A 15708-nucleotide genomic window follows, 5' to 3' on the forward strand; every position below is an offset into this window, starting at 1 on the left:
TATGGAGGAATCCTCATGAAAATAATAAAAATGTCCGTAGATACCTTCTGGAAGGGCGAAGTACGGGTACAGGGACAGATTGAGGATGAGACAAAGGTATATCAGACAAGAATTTTTATCAAGGGTAGTCAGATCTATGACTACTCTTGTTCTTGTGCGGAGGGAAATTCATTCCGGGGTCCCTGCGTGCATGCAAAAGCGCTTCAGGAGGCGTTTGCCCGCCAGCAGAAAGCCGAGCATACACCGCCGGTTTCGACTTCGCCGGAGATCCGGATGATGATCCGGGAGTACACGAACCGGGAAGTAGCGCGGATTCTGGGCGAGGAAGAGCGGGAACCGGTCTATCTGCATCCCTATTTACAGATCCGGCGCGGCGAAGTGCTTTTGGAGGCACGGATCGGACGGGAAAAACGGTATATTGTGAAAAACCTGCTGGAATTTGCACAGGCGGTTCACAGCGGAAAACGGGTGGAATACGGAAAAGGCATGGCGTTTGAACACGTCCCGTCTGCCTTTGCGCCGGAAAGCCGCCCATTTTTAGATCTTCTGCTGGAGGAGGCGGACGCCTACATACGCCATTATGAGGAGATGCGCGGTCATGCGGGGCTGCCGCTTCCGGTGATGCGGGCGTTAACGCTGGGATCTGCAGCGAGGGATCGGCTGTTTGATCTTTTAGAGGGAAAAGAAGTCCAGACGGAGGACGAGAAAGGTGCTGAACGTGTGTGCCGGGTTGAGCGCAAGGATCCGCGTTTCCCGGTGGAGGTGGAAGCAATGGGCGATGGAATTGCGGTTACGATTCCATCGGCTCTAACTTCGTTCCGGGGAGAACAGCGTCTGTATGTGGCAGATGGATTGCATCTGTTTGGATGCAGTGAACTGTATACAGAAACGATGGGCGTTTTTCTGGAGCAGATGGAACAGGGCGGAAGAGAGTGCGGAAGCCGGAAAGAGAAGCGGGAGCTGCTGGTTGGAAGCCGGGATATTCCGCTCTTTTATGCGCGGGTGCTGGAAGGCATGGAGGCACTTGGGATCTTGCAGAGCCCGGAGATCGATTGGGAGAAATACCGCCCAGAGGCGTTGAAAGCCCGGTTTGAGTTTGACAGTGATTCGCCGGACGAGCTGCGTCTGCGTCCGACGCTTTCCTACGGAGATTTTACGTTTTCGCCGCTGGCGGACGAGCATGTTCCGCGGGAGATCTGCCGGGATGTACCGGCGGAATTTTATATCAGCCGCCTGATCACGCGGTACTTCTCTTACTGGGAGGATGAGAGCGGCGAGCTGGTGATCCGCGGGGATGAAGAAGCGCTGTACCAGGTTCTGAGCGAGGGAATGACGCAGTTTCAGGAGGTGGGCGAGGTATGGCTGTCAGAGTCTGTCCGCCATCTGCGCGTCCTGCCTCCGCCGGAAGTGTCGATGGGGGTTTCTCTTGGAGGCGGCTGGCTGGATCTGAAGATTGAGACGGCGGGAATCGACCCGGCGGAGCTTTTGCAGGTACTCAGTGAATACCGCCAAAAAAAGAAATATTACCGCATGAAAAATGGCGAATTTTTGCAGCTCTCGGGCGGCGGCCTGCAGGCGCTTGACAGCCTGACTGCGGATCTGGGACTGACAAAGAGTGAATTTCAGGCGGGGGAGGCGAAGATACCTGCCTACCGTGCTTTTTATCTGGACAGTCTCTCGGGCGACGGCAGGATGAAACTGTTTCAGCGGGATGAAGCCTACGGGATGATGGTGCGCGATCTAAAAACGGCGCAGAGTGTCAGCTATGCGGTTCCGGCGGTGCTGGAAAAGACGCTGAGGGAATACCAGAAGATCGGATATACGTGGATGCGGACGCTGGCGCGGTATCATTTCGGCGGGATCCTGGCAGATGATATGGGACTGGGAAAAACGCTGCAGGTGATTGCGCTTCTGACGGCATTTTATCAGGAAAAAACCGAGCAGAAAGCGGCTGGAAATGAAGGCAGTGGGTCAGAATTACCTCTTCCGTCTTTGATCGTCTGCCCGGCGTCGCTCGTCTACAACTGGGGACAGGAATTTGCCCGGTTTTCGCCGGAGATCCGCGTGCTTCTGATTGCCGGGACGGCGAAAGAACGGCAGGAACAGCTGGAGGAGCAGATGCGGATGGAGGCGTCTGAGAGGGCGCAGGTGATCATCACGTCCTATGATCTGTTGAAACGGGATCGGGCAGCGTATCTGGGACGCACGTTTGAATATGAGATTATTGACGAGGCGCAGGTCATTAAAAATGCAAAGACACAGGGAGCGAAGGCGGTAAAGGAGATTTCGGCGAATGTCCGTTTCGCCCTGACGGGAACGCCGGTGGAAAACCGGCTCAGCGAGCTTTGGAGCATTTTTGATTTCCTGATGCCGGGATTTTTATACAGTTACCGGAAGTTTCGTGAGCGGTATGAGCTGCCAATCGTGAAAAATCAGGATCCGGAAGCATTGACGGCATTGCGGCGGATGACGGGACCGTTTGTCCTGCGCCGCTTGAAAAAGGATGTGCTGCGGGAGCTTCCGGGCAAGGAAGAGAGGATCGTTTATTCAGCGGCGTCTGGGCGGCAGCAGAAGCTTTATACGGCGTCGGCGTTGAAACTGAAAGAGGCGCTGGCTGGCGGCGCGTGGTCGGGTAATGGGAAATTGGAAGTGCTTTCCCAGCTCATGCGGCTGCGCCAGATCTGCTGCGATCCGGCACTCTGTTTTGAAGATTATACGGGGGAATCGGCGAAGCTGGAAACCTGTGTTTCGCTGATCGCATCGGCGTCTGCGGCGGGACATAAGATCCTGCTCTTTTCCCAGTTTGCCTCGATGCTGGAGCGGATTCGGGAACGTCTTTTACAGGAGGGCATTTCGTCCCATCTTCTGGTCGGCGCGACCCCGAAGGAAGAACGCAGCCGGATGGTGCAGGCGTTTGCCTCGGATGAGGTTCCGGTGTTCCTTATTTCCCTGAAAGCCGGGGGAACGGGACTCAACCTGACGGCGGCGGATATCGTGATTCATTACGATCCGTGGTGGAATGTGGCAGCGCAGAACCAGGCGACCGACCGCGCGTACCGGATCGGGCAGGAAAAGCCGGTCACGGTATACAAACTGATCTTAAAGGATACGATAGAAGAAAATCTTTTGAAGCTGCAGAATGCGAAACTTGCGCTGGCGGCGCAGGTGGTTTCAGAGGGAATGGTTTCACTGGGCGATTTGAGCCAGAATGAACTGATGGAGCTGTTTGAACAGAATCCATAAAAAAATTTGCAGAAATAACGGGCAGGAGGAAAAAGCGTGAAGCAATGGAAACGATACAAATCATATATACTGCCATATAAGAGCGCCTTTATTCTGGGACCGCTCATGATGGTAACGGAGGTGCTGGGTGAGATTCTGCTGCCCAAATTTATGTCGATGATTATTAACCATGGCGTGGCGCAGAAAGACGGCGGATACATTCTCAAAATGGGACTTGTGATGGCGATTACCTCCTTTTTGATGGCGGCAGGCGGCATTCTGGGGGCATATTTTGCAGCGAAGGCGTCGATTTCCTTTACCAGCGATCTGCGCCGCGACTTATTTGCCAGAGTGCAGCAGTTTTCATTTAAAAATATCGATACGTTCAGCACGGGATCGCTGGTAACCCGTCTGACGAACGATATCCAGCAGGTACAGAACCTGATTATGATGGGACTTCGGATGATGCTGCGCGCGCCGGGCATGTTCCTGGGGGCGCTTGTGATGGCATTCTGGATGAATGCGGAACTGGCAGCTGTCATCCTGGTGGTGATTCCGCTTCTGACGGCGGCGATCGTCTGGATCCTACGGACTGCCTACCCGCGGTTTACAGCCATGCAGAAAGCGCTGGATACGCTCAATAGCGGCATCCAGGAGGTGCTGACGAACGTGCGGGTGGTGAAATCCTTTGTGCGGGAAGACTACGAGGAAAAGCGGTTTGCCGACACGAACCGGGAGCTCAAGGAGGCAGGGCTGCGGGCGCTGAAGATCGTAATTGCGACGATGCCGGTCATGATGTTCGCGATGAATGTGACGACACTGGCAGTTGTCTGGTTCGGCGGAAACCTGATTATCGGCGGACGGATGGCGGTCGGGGATCTGACGGCATTTACGACCTACATTGTACAGATTCTGATGTCACTTATGATGCTCTCAATGGTATTTTTGCAGAGTTCCCGCGCGATGGCGTCCATCCGGCGAATCGATGAGGTGCTGGATGAGCCGATTGATCTGAGCGATGAAAATGCATCACAGAAGGACCGGAAGGTTGAGAAAGGACGCGTGGAATTTAAGGATGTTTCCTTTTCATACCGCGAAGGCGGTGAGCCGGTTCTATCCCACATCAGCCTGACGGCAGAGCCGGGAGAGACGATCGGCATCCTCGGTGCGACCGGAAGCGGAAAAACGTCGCTGGTACAGCTGATTCCCCGCCTCTATGATGTGACAGAGGGGAGTGTGCGGGTGGATGGTATCGATGTGCGGGAGTATTCCCTGAAAAATCTCCGGGACGGCGTTGGCATGGTTTTACAGAAAAACGTCCTGTTTTCCGGCACGATCGAGGAAAACCTGCGCTGGGGTGATGAGACGGCGACGGAGGAAGAAGTGCGGCGGGCAGCAGTGTATGCGCAGGCAGATTCCTTTGTGAATTCGTTTGCCGAAGGCTACAAAACGGAGATGGGACAGGGCGGCGTCAATGTATCTGGCGGTCAGAAACAACGGCTGTGCATCGCAAGGGCACTCTTAAAGAAGCCGAAGATCCTGATTCTCGACGACAGCACCAGTGCGGTCGATACGGCAACGGAGGCGGCGATCCGGACGGCATTCCGGGAAGATTTGAAAGATACGACGAAATTTATTATCGCACAGCGGCTGAGTTCGCTGGAATACGCGGATCGGATTCTCGTCCTTGAGGACGGCAGGATTATCGGAGAGGGAACGCAGGAGAAGCTGCTGGCATCCTGTGAGGCGTACCGGGAGATCTATGAGACGCAATATGGAAAACGGGCAGACGGGGAGGGGATGGCATGATGGATGAAAAACAGATTGAAAGCCTGAAACGCCGATATGGCAGCCGCATAGCCGACGCGCCGAAACGCCGCCGGGGACCGGAACGGATGGCGGTCATGAAGGGCGGAAAGCCCAAGGCGGGCGGTCAGACGATGCTGCGCCTGCTTTCATACTTAAAACGCGACCGGATGGCGATGACAGTCGCCTTTTTCTGTGTGATCCTGGGGACGGTGACAAATCTGGCGGGCGCCTATATGCTGCGCCCGATCATCAACCGGTATATTGTGCCTTTAGATGGCAGCCGGGGCGATGTGGCGGGGCTGTTCCGTTCCCTGTGCGTGATGGGAGCGGTTTATTTAGTCAGCGTTGCCGCTGCCTATATGCAGTCGCGCATCATGCTGCAGGTGGCGCAAAACGCGCTGCAGCGGCTGCGGGAAGAGCTGTTTAACCATATGCAGACGCTTCCGCTTCGGTTTTATGATACCGGCAGCAACGGCGATCTGATGAGCCGTTTTACAAACGATGTGGATACGATCGGCATGATGCTCAGCAGTACGCTGGTGCAGCTTTTATCCGGCGCACTCAGTATTGTGGGAACGCTGGTGCTGATGATTTACACGAACGTGTGGCTGACGGTGATTACGCTTGCCATGATGCCGGTGATGCTGCGTGCCGGTAAATTTGTTGCCGGACGGAGCCAGAAATATTTCTCTGCCCAGCAGGCGGCGCTTGGCGCGATGAACGGCTATATTGAGGAGACCGTGCAGGGGCAGAAGGTCGTCAAGGTATTCTGCCATGAGGAGATCGCAGAGGAAGAATTTGGATGGCTCAATGCGGATCTGAAAGAAAAACAGATCCGGGCGCAGTTTTTCGGCGGTGTGATGGGACCGGTCATGAACAATTTAAGCCAGTTAAATTATGGACTGACAGCCTGCATTGGCGGTCTGCTCTGTGTGTTCCGGAACTTTGATGTCGGTGGACTGACCGTATTTTTAGGTTTTTCGCGGCAATTTTCCAGACCGATCAACGAGCTTTCCATGCAGGTTGGAAACGTATTTTCGGCGCTGGCAGGCGCGGAGCGCGTGTTTACAGTGCTGGATGCGGAACCAGAGGCGGCAGATGCGTCGGATGCGGTTTCGATCGCGCCGATCCGCGGTGAGGTGGTGCTTGACCATGTGACTTTCGGCTATGAGCCTGGGCAGGTGATTTTGAAGGATATTTCGCTCTATGCGAAGCCGGGACAGAAGATCGCCTTTGTCGGCTCGACGGGAGCCGGAAAAACGACGATCACGAATCTGATCAACCGTTTTTATGATATACAGGGCGGCTCGATCACGGTGGACGGCGTCGATGTCCGCCGGATGCACCGGAAGGAGCTGCGGGAAAATATCGCGATGGTTCTGCAGGATACGCATCTTTTTACCGGCACGGTACGGGAAAATATTCGATACGGGCGGCTGGATGCCACGGATGAAGAAGTTGTTGAGGCGGCAAAAACGGCATCGGCGCATTCCTTTATCATGCGTCTGCCGGATGGGTATGACACGATGCTGGAGGGCGACGGTGCAAACTTAAGCCAGGGACAGCGCCAGCTATTAAACATTGCGCGGGCAGCAGTTTCTAAAGCACCGATCCTGATTCTGGATGAGGCGACGAGTTCGGTCGATACGCGGACGGAGAAGCACATCGAGCACGGCATGGACCGGCTGATGGCGGACCGGACGACCTTTGTCATCGCCCACCGGCTTTCGACAGTCCGCAACGCCAATGCGATCATGGTGCTGGAGCACGGGCAGATCATTGAGCGCGGCGACCATGAAGATCTGCTGGCGCAGAAAGGGCGGTATTTTGAGCTGTATACCGGAATGAAGGAGCTGGAATAAGGCTTTCGTTGAGAATTAAATGAGAATTTGTTTCCTGTACGCGTGAACTCACCTATATTGAAAAACGGATGGATCTAGTGTATAATGGGAACACTTGAAATTTTTAAGTAAAATCGGATCACGTAAGCTGGAAAATAGAGCCGGATCCGTGGCAAATTTTGTACCGTTAGGAGGAATATCTATGAGTATCCGAGTTGGAATTTTAGGATATGGAAATCTGGGACGCGGCGTGGAGTGTGCGATCCGCCAGAATCCGGATATGGAACTGAAAGCAGTATTTACACGGCGTGCGCCGGAAACGGTCAAGATCCTGACCGAGGGCGTACCGGTTTATCATGTAAATGAGGCAGAGGCGAAGAAAGACGAGATCGACGTTTTGATTCTCTGCGGCGGTTCGGCTACGGATCTGCCGGTCCAGACCCCGAAATATGCACAGTGGTTTAACGTAGTGGACAGCTTCGATACCCATGCAAAGATTCCAGAGCATTTCGCAGCAGTCGATGAGTCCGCACAGAAATCCGGAAAGGTTGGCATCATCTCCGTTGGCTGGGATCCGGGTATGTTCTCCCTGAACCGTCTCTATGCAGCTGCATGCCTGCCGGAGGGCGAAAATTATACATTCTGGGGCAAGGGCGTCAGCCAGGGACATTCCGATGCGATCCGCCGGATCAAGGGCGTCAAGGATGCCAGACAGTACACAATCCCAGTTGAGAGTGCACTGGAGGCAGTCAGAAGCGGCAGCAGCCCAGAGCTGACCACCCGCGAAAAACACACCAGAGAGTGCTTTGTTGTGGCAGAAGAGGGAGCGGATCAGGCAAAGATCGAGAATGAGATCAAGACCATGCCGAACTACTTTTCTGATTATGACACAACGGTTCATTTCATCACCGAAGAAGAACTGAAACGCGATCACAACCGTCTCCCGCACGGTGGTTTTGTACTCCGCAGCGGTAAGACCGGCTGGAACAAAGAGAACCACCATATCATCGAGTACAGCTTAAAGCTGGATTCCAACCCGGAATTTACTTCCTCCATCATCGTGGCATACGCACGCGCGGCATACAAGATGAACCAGGAAGGCCAGAAGGGCTGCAAGACCGTCTTTGATGTGGCACCGGCGTATCTGTCGGCAGAGAGTGGGGCAGATCTGCGGAAGAAGTATCTGTAAAAATTTATTAAATAAAAATAGAAAGCGTCTGGAATGCAGAAGATCTGCATGACAAGATGGATTCTGTGACGCACGGCGTATGCAAAGACGGCGTTAACTGGAAACCGGTGAAGCTGGTCAACGATTTAAAGAGAAGATACAAAAAGAATCAAGCGGTAGCTGGAGGATCTGAATGTCCTTCGGCTACCTGTTTTTGTAATAAAATTGTAATAATTTCAAATTTTCCTTTCAACTTGTATTGTCGCTTAAAATGAAGTAAAATGTAAGACAGATTTGCATGATTTGTACCTGCGCAGCACTGGCAAAATCCGTTAAAGTCCGCGCAATGAGTGAACGTAACTTTACGTTTGCGAGAGCTGGCGGGTAGGAGAAAAGCGAAAATACATACAGGAAGGACAATATACGATGAATAAATGGAAAAAATCCGTGCGTTCCCTCTGCCTGGGAATGGCACTTGTGATGTCTGTGTCATGGACTGCATTTGCTGCGACAGACGGGGCGACCGGTCCGGGACAGGCGGCAGGAGGCACGGTCTCCGGCGCAGTTCCTTCGGGAGCAACGGTTACTTCACAGAATGCAGCTCAGCCGACGGTGGCAGCGCAGGGCGCAGTGCTCTATGATGCGACGCACAACCAGTTCCTGTTTTCCAAGAATGCGGATACGCAGTATTATCCAGCCAGCATCACGAAGCTGATGACGGCGCTTCTGGTAGCGGAAAACTGTAATCTGAGTGATACGGTAACCTTTTCCCAGACGGCAGTTTCGAATCTGGAATCGGGCGCGGTGACGCTGCAGGTCAAGGCGGGTGATACCTTTACGGTTAAGGACTGTCTCTATGGTCTGCTTTTAAAATCGGCAAATGAGGTGGCAAACGGACTGGCGGAGCATGTGTCCGGCAGTGTCAGCGCGTTTGCGGATAAGATGAATGAGAAGGCAGCGTCCTTAGGATGCACGCATACGCATTTTGCAAACCCGAATGGTCTGAACAATGCGAACCATTTTACAACCGCACATGATATGGCGCTGATTGCAAATGCTGCATTCAATAATGCGACGGTGCGTCAGGTTGCATCGACCCTGCATTACGATTTCCCGGCGACTGCCAGCGTGCCGACGGTGCGGACGCTTACGATGGGACATAAGATGCTCAATCCGGCAAATTCCCAGTACTATGAGGGAATCATAGGCGGAAAGACCGGTTATACCTCCCTGGCAGGCAACACGCTGGTAACGTGTGCAGAGCGAAATGGCGTGCGCCTGATTGCAGTTATTTTAAAGAGTTCGCAGACCCATTATGACGATACGAAGAAGCTGCTGGACTATGGTTTTGCAGTGGCGGGAAGCGCATCCGGCACACCGGCTGGCACGAACACCTCGGTATCGGATGCGGCGAACAACAGTACGTCAAATTCCAGCAAGCCGTCCGGCAATACGACCAGCACAAATACCTCGTCTTCCGGCAGTCAGGGCGGACCGGGTAGCTCTGGATCTGGCAATGCAGCTGCTCAGGGCGACGGTGCGTGGCAGCAGTTTGGAAATGAATGGAAATACCTGAAAGCAAACGGAACCTACGCGGCAAATGAGAGTCTCCTGATCAAGGGGGAGACATACTATTTCCATGCAGATGCGTGGATGGCGCGTGACTGGCAGATGGTAAACGGCTCCTGGCATTATTATACCGAAAGCGGGGCTATGGCGAAGAGCCGCTGGATTCAGACGAATGGATACTGGTATTATGTGAGTGCTGACGGAGCATTGTTTGTCAATGGAACGACACCGGACGGATATAGAGTCGATGCGAATGGTGTCTGGATTCAGAAATAAAGAAGAGCATAAAACGGAGCCGACCGGCAGAAAAGACCGGGGCGGCTCCGTTTTTCACAGCTCTGCGGCCGCAAAAAGACCGGCGGCACAGCTGGCAGATGGGGGCGATGTTATTATAGTGTGATCAATTCATACTCCCGGCTTCCCAGACCGATCTTCTCCGCGTGTGCCAGGCAGCTTTTCCACTCAGATTCTGGTGTGGAATTTGTGAAATGGTCATGGTGATCGTGGAAATCCGGATCAGCAAGATGTTTTGCAAGCTGGCTGCCCGGCATCGGAGCAGCGGCCAGACAGGCGTCCACACAGGCCTGATCGAGTGCCAGCGGATCGAAAGAAGCAAACATACCAAGATTTGGAAGGATCGGTACGTCATTTTCACCGTGGCAGTCGCAGTTCGGGGAGACGTCAACGACCAGGGAAATATGGAAGTTTGGACGTCCATCCACAACGGCTTTTGTGTATTCCGCCATACGGCAGTTTAATAGCTCGTTGGCTGCGTTGTTGTCAAATTCGATTGCGTCAAAATTGCAGGCGCCGAGACACCGTCCGCAGCCGACGCAGTGCTCAGCATCCACGTGCATTTTTCTGGAGGCTTCATCGAAAACGAGACCGCCGTTGGCACATTCCCTCTGACAGCGGCGGCAGCCCCGGCAGAGCTTTTCCTTGACGTGTGGTTTTCCACTGCTGTGCTGATCGGTCTTACCGGCGCGAGAACCGCAGCCCATGCCGATATTTTTGATCGTACCGCCGAAGCCGGTCATCTCATGTCCCTTGAAATGGGTCAGGCTGATAAAGACATCGGCGTCCATGACGGCGCGGCCGATCTTAGCTTCTTTGATGTATTCGCCTCCGGCCACCGGAACAGCGATGTCATCGGTGCCTTTTAATCCATCACCGATGATGATTGGACATCCAACAGTCAACGGGGTAAATCCGTTTTCCCAGGCGCATTCCAGGTGCTCGAGCGCATTCTTGCGGCTGCCTGGATACATCGTATTGCAGTCTGTTAAAAATGGTTTGCCGCCCAGCTCTTTGATGACATCAACAACGGCTTTGGCATAATTCGGACGCAGATAACTGATATTTCCAAGTTCACCAAAGTGCATCTTGATAGCGACAAATTTACCGTCCATATCGATGGAACCGATCCCGGCTTTACGGATCAGTTTTTTTAATTTGGTAGGGAGACCGTCGCCAAATGCAATGGTGTGGAAATCTGTAAAATATACCTTTGCTTTTTCGGTTTTTGACATATGAATACCTCCTGATAGATGGCTTTTTTTGATTTTTTCTCAGTCGAGAAGACGCCCACCTCTTTAGGTGGCGAGTAATAGTAAAGTGATAAAAATATCAATTCTATTATACCGGAATCGGGTGGATGTGTCAAAAATTTACTTTTCTTTTTAATGTAGTTCCTATATAATAGGAAAATACGGAAAAAGCAGATTTCAGCTGCAGGAGGATTCTGGCAAGATACCTGTATCTGGAAACCTGCTTTTGAAAATACGAGGGGACTTGTCTGCATAGAAGGGACAGTGACCCGGGCAGGAGATGACAGTATGAGAAATGCACCGGTTATCTATATCGTGGTGCCTTGCTACAACGAAGAGGAAGTTCTGCCATTGACGGCAGAATTTTTAGGAAAAAAATTAGATGATTTAACCCGCAGCCGCCGGATTCATCCGGGAAGCCGGGTGCTGATGGTAGACGACGGTTCGAAGGATAGAACATGGAAGCTGATCGAGGAACTCCATGAGAAGGACGAGCGGTTTGCAGGTGTGAAGCTGAGCCGCAACCGCGGTCATCAGAACGCGCTTTTAGCCGGGCTTTTTGAGGCGGCGAGACGGCGGTGTGACGCGGCGATCTCGATGGATGCCGATCTGCAGGATGATGTGGACGCATGCGACGCGATGATCGAGCGGTATATGGCTGGCTGTGACATCGTGTACGGTGTGCGCCGCCACAGGGCGACGGATACATTTTTTAAGCGTACAACTGCGCTGGGATTTTATAAGATTATGAATGCGCTGGGAGCGAACACCGTGTATAATCATGCGGATTACCGCCTGATGAGCCGGAGGGCACTGGAAGGGCTGGCGGAATTTTCGGAGGTCAATCTGTTTCTGCGCGGGATTGTCCCGATGATCGGCTATCCGTCCGATGTGGTATATTATGACCGTAAAGAGCGGGCAGCAGGGGAGAGCAAATATCCGCTGAAAAAGATGCTGGCTTTTGCGATCGAGGGCATCACTTCGCTGAGCACAAAGCCGATCCGGATGATTACGTTCATGGGAATTGCGGCATTTTTTGTCAGTATTGGATTCCTTATCTGGGCGGTGGTTGATTTCTTCCGGGGCAATACGATCACCGGCTGGGCGAGCATGATGGTATCGCTCTGGTTTATCGGCGGACTGCTTCTTCTCTCGGTCGGAATCGTCGGAGAGTATGTCGGAAAGATTTATCTGGAGTCGAAGCACCGCCCGCGCTATATCATTGAGAGCTGCACGCCGGATCGCATCCGCGAGCGTGAGAAAGGGCGCAGCCGGAAACAGGAGATGCCAGGAGAAAATTTGCGCCGCAGCCGTGCAGAAGCACGGGAACTCCAGACATCAAAAAGAAGAGAAGCTGTGCAAAAACCGGAGCAGGAGTGAAATAGCTCTAAAAAATAGCTCTTAAAAATTCAGGAAACACTTGACAAACCCGGAAAATGGGTGTATCTTCATAAACAAATAATTCCTATCAGGAATAAGGGAATATAAGCTGAAAGGGGACAGGTCCGATGCGTCAGAGTAAAGCCATGCAGATGAATATGATGATGAACGGCATGTGTATGATGTGCTGTCATATTTGTGTGCATGAAAGACGGAACGGGCTGGTCGGATAGACCTGTAAGTATAGCATAGGAAGCCGCGATCCGTACTGGATTCGCGGCTTTTTTGTGTCATAGGAAATTCCTTGGAATTCCTTATGACACAAAAAGGCACTAACTGCTTCCTGTGACAGAAAAACAGTAGTGGCATCTTTTATGCGACAGGGTATCAATGCTGTATATTCGAAAAAGAGAGGGGAAAAGACAATGGAGCAGAGAAAGAAAGCGATCATCTGCCTGGAAGGACTGGGAAAGCAATTCCAGACAACGAACGGAACGGTGACCGCGTTAGATGATATTAACCTGGAAATCCTGCAAGGTGAGATTTTTGGAATTATCGGTCTGTCAGGTGCAGGAAAGAGTACGTTGGTCCGGTGTATCAATTATCTGGAGACACCGACGGCGGGACGGGTTATTTTTGAGGGACAGAACCTGTCGATGATGAAGGAGGCGGAGATTCGGAAAGCCAGACAGTCGATGGGGATGATTTTCCAGCAGTTCAATCTTCTGGCACAGAGAAATGTACTCCAGAATGTGTGCTTTCCGATGGAGATTGCCGGTGTCCCGAAAGCAGAGGCGAAGAAACGGGCGGCTGAGCTTTTAAAATTAGTCGGTCTGGAAGAACGGATGAAGGCATATCCGGCACAGCTCTCCGGCGGACAGAAACAGCGAGTGGCGATTGCACGCGCGATGTCCACGAACCCGAAGGTGCTGCTTTGCGATGAGGCGACGAGTGCGCTCGACCCGAACACGACAAAATCGATTTTGGAGCTTCTCAAGAAGATTAATCGCGAACGCGGCATTACTGTGATCGTGATTACCCATGAGATGGCGGTGATTGAGTCTATCTGTGACCGTGTGGCGATCATCGACCACAGCCACATTGCAGAGTCTGGCAAGGTATCAGAGATTTTCTCCGGTCCGAAGTCGGAGATTGGGCGGCAGCTGATTCTCGGTGAGACGGCAGGGCAGAAGACAAGCTTTACCAGAGCGCGCCAGATCCGCGTTATTTTCAATGGACAGGAATCCTCGGAGCCAATTATTTCCAATATGGTATTAGCCTGCAAGGTTCCGGTCAATATCCTTCTCGCGGATACCCACGATATCGGGGGCAAGGCGATGGGACAGATGCTTCTGCAGCTCCCGGAGGACGAGGTAGATGCAGGGCGTATCTGCAATTATTTAAAAACGGTCGGTGTGACCTATGAGGAGGTGCGCTAAGATGGTATTTGATGCGAAGACAGTCAGTATGCTGGTAAAAGAGACCTGGAGAACCTTATATATGGTAGGTCTTTCTTCCCTGATTTCTTATTTGATCGGCATTCCGCTCGGCGTGGCGCTGGTTGTAACCGATAAAGACGGCATCCGTCCGGTGCCGCTGTTCAACAAAGTGGCGGGCGTGATTGTCAACCTGCTCCGTTCGGTGCCGTTTATCATCCTGTTAGCGATGGTAATGCCGCTGACCCGCGCGATCGTGGGAAAGACGATCGGAGCAAATGCGGCAGTTGTACCGCTGGTAATCGCGGCGTTCCCGTACATCAGCCGTATGGTAGAGGCATCATTAAAGGAAATTGATGCAGGCGTGATTGAAGCAGCAAAATCAATGGGCGCTTCAACCTGGCAGATTATTTTCAAGGTGCTGCTTCCGGAGTCCAAGCCGTCCCTGTTAGTCGGCGCAGCGATTTCGATCACGACAATCCTCGGATATTCCGCGATGGCAGGCTGTGTCGGCGCCGGCGGTCTGGGCGATGTGGCGATCCGATATGGATACCACCGTTATCAGGCAGATATGATGCTGGTTACCGTTGTGATTCTGGTTATTATCGCACAGCTGATTCAGGAGATCTTTACGCGGAGTTCGAGAAGAAGTGATAAGAGAATCCGTTAATAAGATATTTACAGAAATGAAATGTAGCCTATCGTCTGTGGCAGATGCAGGACATTTCTGAAATATAAATTTAAAGGAACTGTTTAAACACACAAAGAGGAGGAAATCACTATGAAAAAATCATTCTTAGGAACCACATTCCTGGCACTGCTGGCAGCTGCATCCTTAGCAGGCTGCTCTTCCAGCTCGAATGAGACAACTGCTGAGACTGCTGCAGAGACAGCAGAGGAGAGCACCGCAGAGGCTAAAGAGGCAGACGGCGATCTGGAGAAGCTGGTAGTAGGCGCAAGCCCGGCACCGCACGCTGAGATCCTGGAAGCTGCAAGAGACCTTCTGGCAGATAAGGGCTACGATCTGGAGATCGTAGAGTATACTGATTATGTACAGCCGAACAACGCACTGGAGTCCGGCGATCTGGATGCAAACTACTTCCAGCACAAACCATATCTGGATACCTTCAATGAGGAAAATGGCACTCACCTGGTAAGTGCAGGTGCAATCCATTATGAGCCATTCGGCATCTACGCAGGCAAGAGCGATTCTTTAGATGAGCTGGCTGATGGCGCAGAGGTTCTGGTGCCAAACGATGTAACCAACGAGGCAAGAGCACTTCTGCTTCTTCAGGATCAGGGTCTTCTGACACTGAAAGAGGATGCAGGTCTGACCGCAACTATCAATGATATTACAGAAAACCCGAAGAACCTGGATATCGTAGAGCTTGAGGCAGCACAGCTTCCGCGTTCCTTACAGGATGCTGATATTGCAGTTATCAACGGCAACTACGCAATCGAGGCTGGTTTAAAGGTAACCGATGCTCTGGCAGTAGAGGCTTCTGATTCTCTGGCAGCCCAGACATACGGAAATGTCGTAGCAGTCCGTGAAGGTGACGAGGAGAGCGACAAGACAAAAGCTCTGATGGAAGTCCTGACAAGCGATGATATCAAAGAATTTATCGAGACGAAGTACGATGGAGCGGTTGTTCCGCTGTTTTAATTGACGGCAGGGACCTGATTACAGCAACGAAATTGGGAAGAGGCGGATGCTTTGCGGTGAAAACCGCAGGCGG

Annotated in this window: 10 protein-coding genes; 9 read left to right on the top strand and 1 reads right to left on the bottom strand. The window is 52.4% G+C overall.

Annotation, left to right across the window (positions count from 1 at the left end):
• The first annotated feature begins 15 nt into the window (after positions 1-15).
• From DXD12_RS01795 to DXD12_RS01815, 5 genes are all read left to right on the top strand, one after another.
• Positions 16-3243 carry an SNF2 helicase associated domain-containing protein gene (locus tag DXD12_RS01795; protein ID WP_118637144.1) on the top strand — a complete coding sequence of 1076 codons (3228 nt, stop codon included), beginning with the start codon at positions 16-18 and terminating at the stop codon, positions 3241-3243.
• A 105-nt stretch (positions 3244-3348) separates the two neighbouring features.
• On the top strand, positions 3349-5031 hold the full coding sequence (locus DXD12_RS01800) for an ABC transporter ATP-binding protein (protein ID WP_107000415.1): 1683 nt from the start codon (positions 3349-3351) through the stop codon (positions 5029-5031).
• A complete protein-coding gene (locus tag DXD12_RS01805; RefSeq protein ID WP_118482126.1) occupies positions 5028-6893 on the top strand; it encodes an ABC transporter ATP-binding protein in 1866 nt (621 codons plus the stop codon). Before DXD12_RS01800 ends, DXD12_RS01805 begins: the two co-directional genes overlap by 4 nt.
• A gap of 181 nt (positions 6894-7074) precedes the next feature.
• On the top strand, positions 7075-8061 hold the full coding sequence (locus DXD12_RS01810; RefSeq protein ID WP_118637146.1) for a diaminopimelate dehydrogenase: 987 nt from the start codon (positions 7075-7077) through the stop codon (positions 8059-8061).
• 405 nt (positions 8062-8466) lie between these two features.
• Positions 8467-9885 (top strand): D-alanyl-D-alanine carboxypeptidase family protein, encoded by a 1419-nt coding sequence (locus DXD12_RS01815; protein ID WP_118637148.1) that lies wholly within the window; start codon positions 8467-8469, stop codon positions 9883-9885.
• 113 nt (positions 9886-9998) lie between these two features.
• Here DXD12_RS01815 and DXD12_RS01820 read toward each other — a convergent pair whose 3' ends face one another.
• Complete coding sequence (locus DXD12_RS01820) at positions 9999-11138, bottom strand: DUF362 domain-containing protein (RefSeq protein WP_118637150.1); 1140 nt, start codon at positions 11136-11138, stop codon at positions 9999-10001.
• A 306-nt stretch (positions 11139-11444) separates the two neighbouring features.
• Here DXD12_RS01820 and DXD12_RS01825 point away from each other — a divergent pair, with 306 nt between their 5' ends.
• From DXD12_RS01825 to DXD12_RS01845, 4 genes are all read left to right on the top strand, one after another.
• Positions 11445-12536, top strand: coding sequence for a glycosyltransferase family 2 protein (locus DXD12_RS01825; RefSeq protein ID WP_118637152.1), 1092 nt, complete (start codon positions 11445-11447; stop codon positions 12534-12536).
• Between the two features lie 425 nt (positions 12537-12961).
• The gene (locus tag DXD12_RS01830) at positions 12962-13975 is read left to right on the top strand and encodes an ATP-binding cassette domain-containing protein (protein WP_118482122.1); all 1014 of its coding nucleotides are present in this window, start codon (positions 12962-12964) and stop codon (positions 13973-13975) included.
• A gap of 1 nt (position 13976) precedes the next feature.
• Positions 13977-14642: a methionine ABC transporter permease gene (locus DXD12_RS01835; RefSeq protein ID WP_022358729.1), complete on the top strand. Its 666-nt coding sequence runs from the start codon at positions 13977-13979 to the stop codon at positions 14640-14642.
• A 111-nt stretch (positions 14643-14753) separates the two neighbouring features.
• Positions 14754-15635, top strand: coding sequence for a MetQ/NlpA family ABC transporter substrate-binding protein (locus DXD12_RS01845; protein ID WP_118468685.1), 882 nt, complete (start codon positions 14754-14756; stop codon positions 15633-15635).
• The last annotated feature ends 73 nt before the right edge of the window (positions 15636-15708 follow it).

The sequence above is a fragment of the Clostridium sp. TF11-13AC genome (assembly GCF_003481065.1).
GTDB lineage: Bacteria > Bacillota > Clostridia > Lachnospirales > Lachnospiraceae > Otoolea > Otoolea fessa.

Coding starts and splice junctions, on each gene's coding strand:
- DXD12_RS01795 (WP_118637144.1), top strand. CDS start 16: ATGAAAATAATAAAAATGTCCGTAGATACCTTCTGGAAGGGCGAAGTA.
- DXD12_RS01800 (WP_107000415.1), top strand. CDS start 3,349: ATGATGGTAACGGAGGTGCTGGGTGAGATTCTGCTGCCCAAATTTATG.
- DXD12_RS01805 (WP_118482126.1), top strand. CDS start 5,028: ATGATGGATGAAAAACAGATTGAAAGCCTGAAACGCCGATATGGCAGC.
- DXD12_RS01810 (WP_118637146.1), top strand. CDS start 7,075: ATGAGTATCCGAGTTGGAATTTTAGGATATGGAAATCTGGGACGCGGC.
- DXD12_RS01815 (WP_118637148.1), top strand. CDS start 8,467: ATGAATAAATGGAAAAAATCCGTGCGTTCCCTCTGCCTGGGAATGGCA.
- DXD12_RS01820 (WP_118637150.1), bottom strand. CDS start 11,138: ATGTCAAAAACCGAAAAAGCAAAGGTATATTTTACAGATTTCCACACC.
- DXD12_RS01825 (WP_118637152.1), top strand. CDS start 11,445: ATGAGAAATGCACCGGTTATCTATATCGTGGTGCCTTGCTACAACGAA.
- DXD12_RS01830 (WP_118482122.1), top strand. CDS start 12,962: ATGGAGCAGAGAAAGAAAGCGATCATCTGCCTGGAAGGACTGGGAAAG.
- DXD12_RS01835 (WP_022358729.1), top strand. CDS start 13,977: ATGGTATTTGATGCGAAGACAGTCAGTATGCTGGTAAAAGAGACCTGG.
- DXD12_RS01845 (WP_118468685.1), top strand. CDS start 14,754: ATGAAAAAATCATTCTTAGGAACCACATTCCTGGCACTGCTGGCAGCT.